The organism is Curvibacter gracilis ATCC BAA-807, assembly GCF_000518645.1.
GTDB classification, from domain to species: Bacteria; Pseudomonadota; Gammaproteobacteria; order Burkholderiales; family Burkholderiaceae_C; genus Curvibacter; species Curvibacter gracilis.
On sequence record NZ_JADZ01000041.1, the window covers coordinates 37,381 to 44,207 of the forward strand.

General features: G+C 66.6%; 7 protein-coding genes. 6 read left to right on the plus strand and 1 reads right to left on the minus strand.

The window, feature by feature from the left end:
- From L880_RS0123495 to L880_RS0123520, 6 genes are all read left to right on the plus strand, one after another.
- Positions 1-666: an HAD-IA family hydrolase gene (locus L880_RS0123495; RefSeq protein ID WP_027477740.1), complete on the plus strand. Its 666-nt coding sequence runs from the start codon at positions 1-3 to the stop codon at positions 664-666.
- Between the two features lie 45 nt (positions 667-711).
- Positions 712-2,100, plus strand: a complete 1,389-nt coding sequence (locus L880_RS0123500) for a transaminase (RefSeq protein ID WP_027477741.1) — start codon at positions 712-714, stop codon at positions 2,098-2,100.
- Complete coding sequence (locus tag L880_RS0123505) at positions 2,097-2,936, plus strand: SDR family oxidoreductase (RefSeq protein ID WP_084461593.1); 840 nt, start codon at positions 2,097-2,099, stop codon at positions 2,934-2,936. Before L880_RS0123500 ends, L880_RS0123505 begins: the two co-directional genes overlap by 4 nt.
- A 17-nt stretch (positions 2,937-2,953) precedes the next feature.
- Positions 2,954-4,420: an APC family permease gene (locus L880_RS0123510; protein ID WP_027477743.1), complete on the plus strand. Its 1,467-nt coding sequence runs from the start codon at positions 2,954-2,956 to the stop codon at positions 4,418-4,420.
- A gap of 4 nt (positions 4,421-4,424) precedes the next feature.
- The gene (locus L880_RS0123515) at positions 4,425-5,195 is read left to right on the plus strand and encodes an SDR family NAD(P)-dependent oxidoreductase (protein WP_027477744.1); all 771 of its coding nucleotides are present in this window, start codon (positions 4,425-4,427) and stop codon (positions 5,193-5,195) included.
- A gap of 334 nt (positions 5,196-5,529) precedes the next feature.
- Positions 5,530-6,561 carry a hypothetical protein gene (locus L880_RS0123520; protein WP_245615331.1) on the plus strand — a complete coding sequence of 344 codons (1,032 nt, stop codon included), beginning with the start codon at positions 5,530-5,532 and terminating at the stop codon, positions 6,559-6,561.
- Here the strand turns inward: L880_RS0123520 and L880_RS0123525 are convergent.
- A partial coding sequence (locus L880_RS0123525) for an integrase core domain-containing protein (protein ID WP_027477746.1) occupies positions 6,537-6,827 on the minus strand: 291 nt, incomplete at its 5' end. The two genes, L880_RS0123520 and L880_RS0123525, sit on opposite strands and share 25 nt — an antisense overlap.

Below are 6,827 nucleotides of genomic sequence, written 5' to 3' on the forward strand. Positions count from 1 at the left end.
ATGACCTCTCAAGCCCTGGTCCTCGACTTTGGCGGCGTCATCAGCCGCACCTTGTTTGAAACCCATGCCCTGTCCGAGCAGGCCTTGGGCCTGCCGCCCGGCACCCTGCGCTGGCGCGGCCCCTTCGACCCGGCCAGCGATCCGCTGTGGCAAGACATGCAGGCCGACCGCATCACCGAGCGCGACTACTGGATGCAGCGCACCCGCGAAGTGGGCGCCTTGCTGGGCGAGCACTGGGACCGCATGGAAACCTTTGTGCAGCGCGCCCGCGGGGCCGACGTGCAGGCCGTGATCCGCCCCGAGGCGGTGGCCGCCATCCAGGCCGCCCAGGCCGCGGGTTGCCGGCTGGCCGTGCTGTCCAACGAGCTGGACCTGTTCTACGGCGCCGACTTCCGCCACCGCCTGCCGCTGATGGACTGCTTTGAAGTGGTGGTGGACGCCACCTACACCCAGGTCCTCAAGCCCGACCCGCGCGCCTACGCCCTGGTCACCGAGGCCCTGGGCCTGCCGCCCGAGCGCTGCGTGTTCGTCGACGACCAGGCCCGCAACATCGCTGGCGCGCAACGGGCCGGCTGGCAGACCGTGCAGTTTGACGTCATGCAGCCCCGCGCCTCGTTTGCCGCCGCCCTGGGCCTGCTCGGCCTGGCCACGCCCTCACTCTCCTGAAGCCCGCTCAGCCGCCCGTCCCCAAGCCTTCCTGAATCACCCCTTATGACCGACACCCTCAATGGCGTCAGCATGGCCCGCGTGGCCCGCCTGATGCAGCAAGAACAAGCCCTTTATGCCCGCACCCGGGCCACCAGCCAGGCGCTGTACCAGCAGGGCAACCAAAGCTGGCTGTACGGGGCGCCCTCGCACTGGATGCGCCGCTGGATCGGCGGCTGGCCCATCTACGTGGCCGACCGCCCGCACGACTACGGCGTGCGCTTCACCGATGTCGACGGCAACCCCTATGTCGACTTCTGCCTGGGCGACACCGGCGGCATGTGCGGCCACGGCCATCCCGCCATCGTCGAGGCCATGACGCGCCAGGCCCGCATCGGCACCTCGCTGATGCTGCCCGGCGGCGATGCCGACTGGGTGGGGCAGGAGCTGGCGCGCCGCTTCGGCCTGCCGTACTGGAACCTGACCACCTCGGCCAGCGATGCCAACCGCGCCTGCATCCGCCTGGCCCGCATGGTGACCGGCCGGCCCCGCGTGCTGGTGTTTTCGGGCGCCTACCACGGCAGCGTCGAAGAGGCCCATGTGGAGCTGCGCGACGGCGAGGTGCACATGCGCAACAACATCCACCACAACTTCTTTCCGCACGACGCCCTGAGCCGCGTGGTCGAGTTCAACGACATCCCGGCCCTGGAGGCCGCCCTGCGCCAGGGCGATGTGGCCTGCGTGCTGGCCGAGCCGGCCATGACCAACTACGGCATGATCGCCCCCGACCCCGGCTACCACGAGGCCCTGCGCCGCCTCACCCGCGAAACCGGCACCCTGCTGTTGATCGATGAAACCCACACCCTGAGCAGCGGCCCCGGCGGCTACACCGCCCTGCACGGGCTGGAGCCCGACATGTTCGTGGTCGGCAAGGCCATTGCGGGTGGCATCCCGGCCGCGGCCTTCGGCCTGAGCCAGGCCACGGCCGAGCAGGTCTGGCAGGTGCTGCCCAAGGTGCCGCCCACCGTGCGCCAAAGCGCCCACGCCGGCTTTGGCGGCACGCTGGCGGGCAATGCCCTCACCGTGGCCGTGATGCGGGCGGTGCTGTCCGAGGTGCTCACCCCCGAGGCCTTCGAGCGCATGCTGGGCCTGGCCCAGCGCCTGCAACAGGGCGTGAACACCACCATCGCGGCCCACGGCCTGCCCTGGCACGCCACCTGTGTGGGCGCCCGGGTCGAGACCCTGTTCGCCCTGGATGCCCCGCGCAACGCCAGCGACGTGAAGCAGCACCGCAACCCCGATCTGGAAGCCCTGCTGCACCTGTACCTGATGAACCGAGGCGTGCTGATCACCCCCTTCCACAACATGATGCTGTGCTGCCCCGGCACCCGCAGCGACGACGTGGACCGCCACAACGCGGTGTTTGCCGAGTTTGTGCAAGAGGTGTGTGCATGAGCACCGGTGGCGAAGCCCAAGCGGTGCTCCGGCCAGCGTCTGGCTTGCCCGAGTTTGGCCTTGAAGGCCGTGTGGCCCTGGTCACCGGCGGCGGGCGCGGCATCGGTGCGGCCATCGCCCAGGTCATGGCGCGGGCTGGCGCCCGGGTGCTGATCGCCAACCGCACAGCCGATGCCGGGGCCGCCGTGGCCGCCGGCATCGAGGCCCAGGGGGGCCAGGCCCAGGCCATGGGCTGCGACATCGGCCAGCCGGCCGAGGCCCGGCACGCCGTGGCCGAGGCCGTGGCCCGCTTTGGCGCGCTCGACATCGTGGTGCACAACGCCGCGGTCAACCCCTGGTCGTCGCTGGAGCAGCTCAGCGAGGCCGATCTGGCCCACACCCTGGCCGTCAACCTGCAGGCCTGCTTCTGGCTCACGCAGGCCGCGCTGCCGCACCTGCGCAGGCAGGGCGGCGGGCGCATCCTGGTCACCTCGTCGGTCACCGGGCCGCGCGTGGCCATGCCGGGGGCGGCGCACTACGCGGCCAGCAAGGCCGGGGTCAATGGCTTCATCCGCGCTGCGGCGCTGGAGCTGGCACCCGAGCGCATCACCGTCAATGGTGTCGAGCCCGGCTACATTGCCAAGCAGGGCGGCAGCCTGCTCTCCAACCCCGAGCGCGCGCGGCGCATCGCGGCCCACATCCCGGCCGGCGAGCTGGGCCGGCCCGAAGACATTGCCTACGCCATGTGCTACCTGGCCAGCCCGGCAGCCCGCTACGTCACCGGCCAGACCCTGGTGGTGGACGGCGGCTCCACCCTGCCCGAGAGCCCGTTTTTCAGTGAAACCACCCCCGCTTGAGCCAGCAAGGCCCTGACATGAACTCTCTTCATCAACGACTGCAAGCGCATCTGGACCACGGCGTGGTGGGTTTCCCCACCGCGCTGGCCACGGCGGTGGGCCTGGTCATGGCCAGCCCGGTCATCCTCACGGCCACGGCCGGCTTCTCGATCGGCGGGGTGAGCTTTCTGCTGGCCATGGGGATCGCCTTTGTGCTGATGCAGCTGCAGGCCACCACCTTTGCCGAGGCCGCCGCCATGCTGCCCACGGCCGGATCGGTGTACGACTACATCGCCTGCGGCCTGGGCCGCTTCTGGGCCATCACCGGCACCCTGGCGGCCTACATGCTGGTGCATGTGTTTGCTGGCACCGCCGAGACTATCCTCAGCGGCGTGATGGCCACCGTGAACTTTCCGGCCCTGCACGGCCTGCTGGTCGACCACCACGCCACCTGGGCCGTGGGCGTGGTGATGGTGCTGCTGTTCGGCCTGCTCAACTACTTCGGCATCACCGCCTTTGCCAAGGTCGAGATCGTGCTCACCTTCTGCATGTGGGTCACCCTGGTGTGCTTTGGCATCAGCGGCCTGGTGCAGGCCCCCGTGGTGGCGCTCGATGGGTTTTTTGGCCAGTCGCAGGTGGGCACCGATTTCTACTCGGTCATGTCGCTGGTGGGCATGGCCATGTTCATGTTTCTGGGCGGCGAATTTGTGACCCCGCTGGCGCCCGAGCTCAAGCGCGCGCACCGCCTGATCCCGCGCGCCATGATGCTGGGCCTGGTGCTGGTGTGGCTGTGCATGGTCATCTGGGGCGCCGCCATGGCGCGCCAGGTGCAAAACGTGCCGCTCGATGCCCAGGGCACGGTGCACCTGCTCGAAACCCCCGACGCCATCCCCGTGTTCGCCCAGACCCTGATGGGCCCGGCCGGCCGCTTCTGGCTCGGCATCGCCTTCTTGCTGGCCGGGGCCGCCACCATCAACACCCTGATGGCGGGGCTGCCGCGCATCCTGTGCGGCATGGCCCGCGAGGGTGCCTTGCCCGCCATCTTCGGCCGCCTGCACCCCCGCTATGGCAGCCCGGTGTTCGGCATCGTGGTGTCGGTGGCCATCCCCATCGCCCACACCCTGCTGATCCAGGGCGACCTGGACCGCATCATGCCGCTGGTGCTGGCCGCCGTGTGCTCTTGGGGCTTTGCCTACCTGCTGGTCAACGCCTCGGTCATCGTGCTGCGTCTGCGCCGCCCTGATCTGATGCGCGCCTACCGCTCGCCCTGGTTTCCGCTGCCCCAGGTGCTGGCCTCGGCCGGCATCGCCATCGCCATCTGGTTCATCACCCCGCCCAACATGAACCCGCGTGACATCTATGTGCCCTTCGGCGTGATGCTGGGCCTGACCGCGCTCTACGCCGCCGTCTGGACGCGCTACGTCAAAAAGCTGCCCCTGTTCAGCCCCGTGCCCGTCGAAGAGGTGCTGGAGCGCGAACTGCAACGCGCCACCAACGAGGCCTGACCCCATGAACCACCCCATGCTGCCCCTCAACCATCAAATCGCCCTGGTGATGGGCGCCGCCACCGGCATCGGCGCCGCCGTGGCCCGCCGCCTGGCCCGCGAGGGCGCCACCGTGCTGCCCTGCGGCTGGCCCCAGCCCGAAGGCCCGCACAGCCTGGCCTGCGACGTGACCCGCGACGAACAGGTGCAGGCCACCGTGGCCGAGGTGCTGCGCCGCCATGGCCGCATCGACATCCTGGTCAACGCCGCCGGCGTGATCGCCAAAGACAGCGCCGCCACCATCGTCGACGCCGTGTGGGACCGCCAGCACGACATCAACCTCAAGGGCACCCTGCGCGTGATGCGCGCCGTGCTGCCCGCCATGCAGGCGCAAGGCGCAGGCAGCATCGTCAACATCGCCTCGGTGGCCGCCTTCAACGCCGGGGCCGACTCGGCCAGCTACGCCGCCAGCAAGGCCGCCGTGGTGGCCCTCACCCGCTCGGCCGCCCAAAGCTACGCCCCCCAGGGCATCCGCGTGAACGCCCTGTGCCCCGGCTGGGTAGACACCCCCATGGCCGCCGCCGAAATGGCCGAGATGGCCGCAGAACTCGGCATCACCGAAGCCGAAGCCCGCGAGCGCACCGTGGCCCGCATCGGCCTGGGCCGCATGGCCAGTGCGGATGAGATGGCAGGGGCCTGCCTGTTTTTGTGCGGGCCGGATGCCTCGTTTGTGACGGGGATTGCGCTGGTGGTGGATGGGGGGAGTCGGGTGGCGGCTGGGGTTAGGGCGGTTTGAGGGATAAGGCTTCGGGCCCTTTGGGCATATGAAAATTGGATTTGGGGTATCAGGTATCACCCAGTAGTTGAGGCCGATTGAGAAATCGATGGCGCAAGTAGATTCTGTAAATCGTGAAAACTATGCCTCCACTTGGAGTGGTAACAGGCAGCAGGCAGCCTTCATGTTGGTGTCCGCAGTTCACGTCTATGAGACCCGATTGTTACCGGGTGTCACATATGACTCGAGCGGTGATTTTGGGACCTGGATTTTATTGATTCATGCAAGGTTAAGCCGATAAAAATTCTTGGTCGGTTCAACGCGTCGCACAATATGGGCGACAAGGAGAACGTGCATGACAAGGGAGTCAGGTCAGTCTGTAGAAGTTGAATCACCACAAACTTCACTCATCTCAGGGGTGCTTTCACCAACCCTGCATTTACAGGTCAGTGCGGCAAGGAAGCTGAACCTTGCGGCCTTCCAGAACGCCGTACCTGCTTTGACTGAGTTGGCTGTCGTCAACGATACGGCATCGCCGGTTTTCGATTTATCGGTTCAGCTGGTTTCTGATCCGCCGTTCGTGAAATCGCGGGTCTGGCATCTGGAGTCCGTGGGGGCCGGTGAGACCTACCATCTGCGTGATCTTGATGTTCAACTTGATGGGGCGCTGCTTTCGCGCTTGACCGAGGCCGAGACGGCTTCCTTGAAGTTTGAGTTGCGTAGCGAGACAACACCGGATGCCCCCCTTGCAACCCATGAATCCTCAGTGGAACTCTTGGCTCGCAATCAGTGGGGAGGTATTGGACACCTGCCCGAAATGGTGGCGGCGTTTGTCCAGCCAAATGATCAGTCTGTAGACAGATTGCTCAAAGGGGCTGCACAGGCACTTCAGTCCAGTGGGAAGTCCGGTTCGATCGATGGATACACGCACGGTGCAAAACGAGCTTGGGAACTGGCCTCAGGCATCTGGACTTCGGTGTTGCAACGAAAGCTCAACTATGCGTTGCCCCCTGCCAGCTTTGAACATACCGGGCAAAAGGTTCGCAGTCCATCTCAGGTGCTGGACAGTGGGCTGGCCACTTGCTTGGACCTCGCACTGATGTTTGCGGCATGCCTGGAACAGGCTCATCTGAACCCCCTGTTGGTTTTCACGCGAGGACACGCGTTTGTTGGCGTGTGGCTGCGGAATGAGGAGTTCTCTACGGCCGTGGTGGATGACATCACCGCGGTTAGGAAGCGACTGAAGCTGCAAGAAATGATCGTCTTTGAGACCACCCTTGCCGCGCATGGTCAAGCCGTGGGGTTCAGCCAGGCCATCGCCAATGAATCGCCCCGGTTTTCAAGGAGGCTGTTTGGTTTAAGTCAGACCGCCACCGCGGTGGACTGACTGGCGAGTTGCCGATAGTAGTTTGCCTCGGCTTCTGCGGGCGGGATGTACCCGATGGGTTCGAGCAGGCGATGGTGGTTGAACCAGGACACCCATTCGAGCGTCGCGAACTCCACAGCCTCCTTCGTCTTCCAAGGCGCTCGGCGATGGATGAGCTCGGCCTTGTAGAGACCGTTGATGGTCTCGGCCAGGGCGTTGTCATAGCTGTCGCCCTTGCTGCCCACCGACGGCTCGATGCCCGCTTCGCCCAGCCGCTCGGTGTAGCG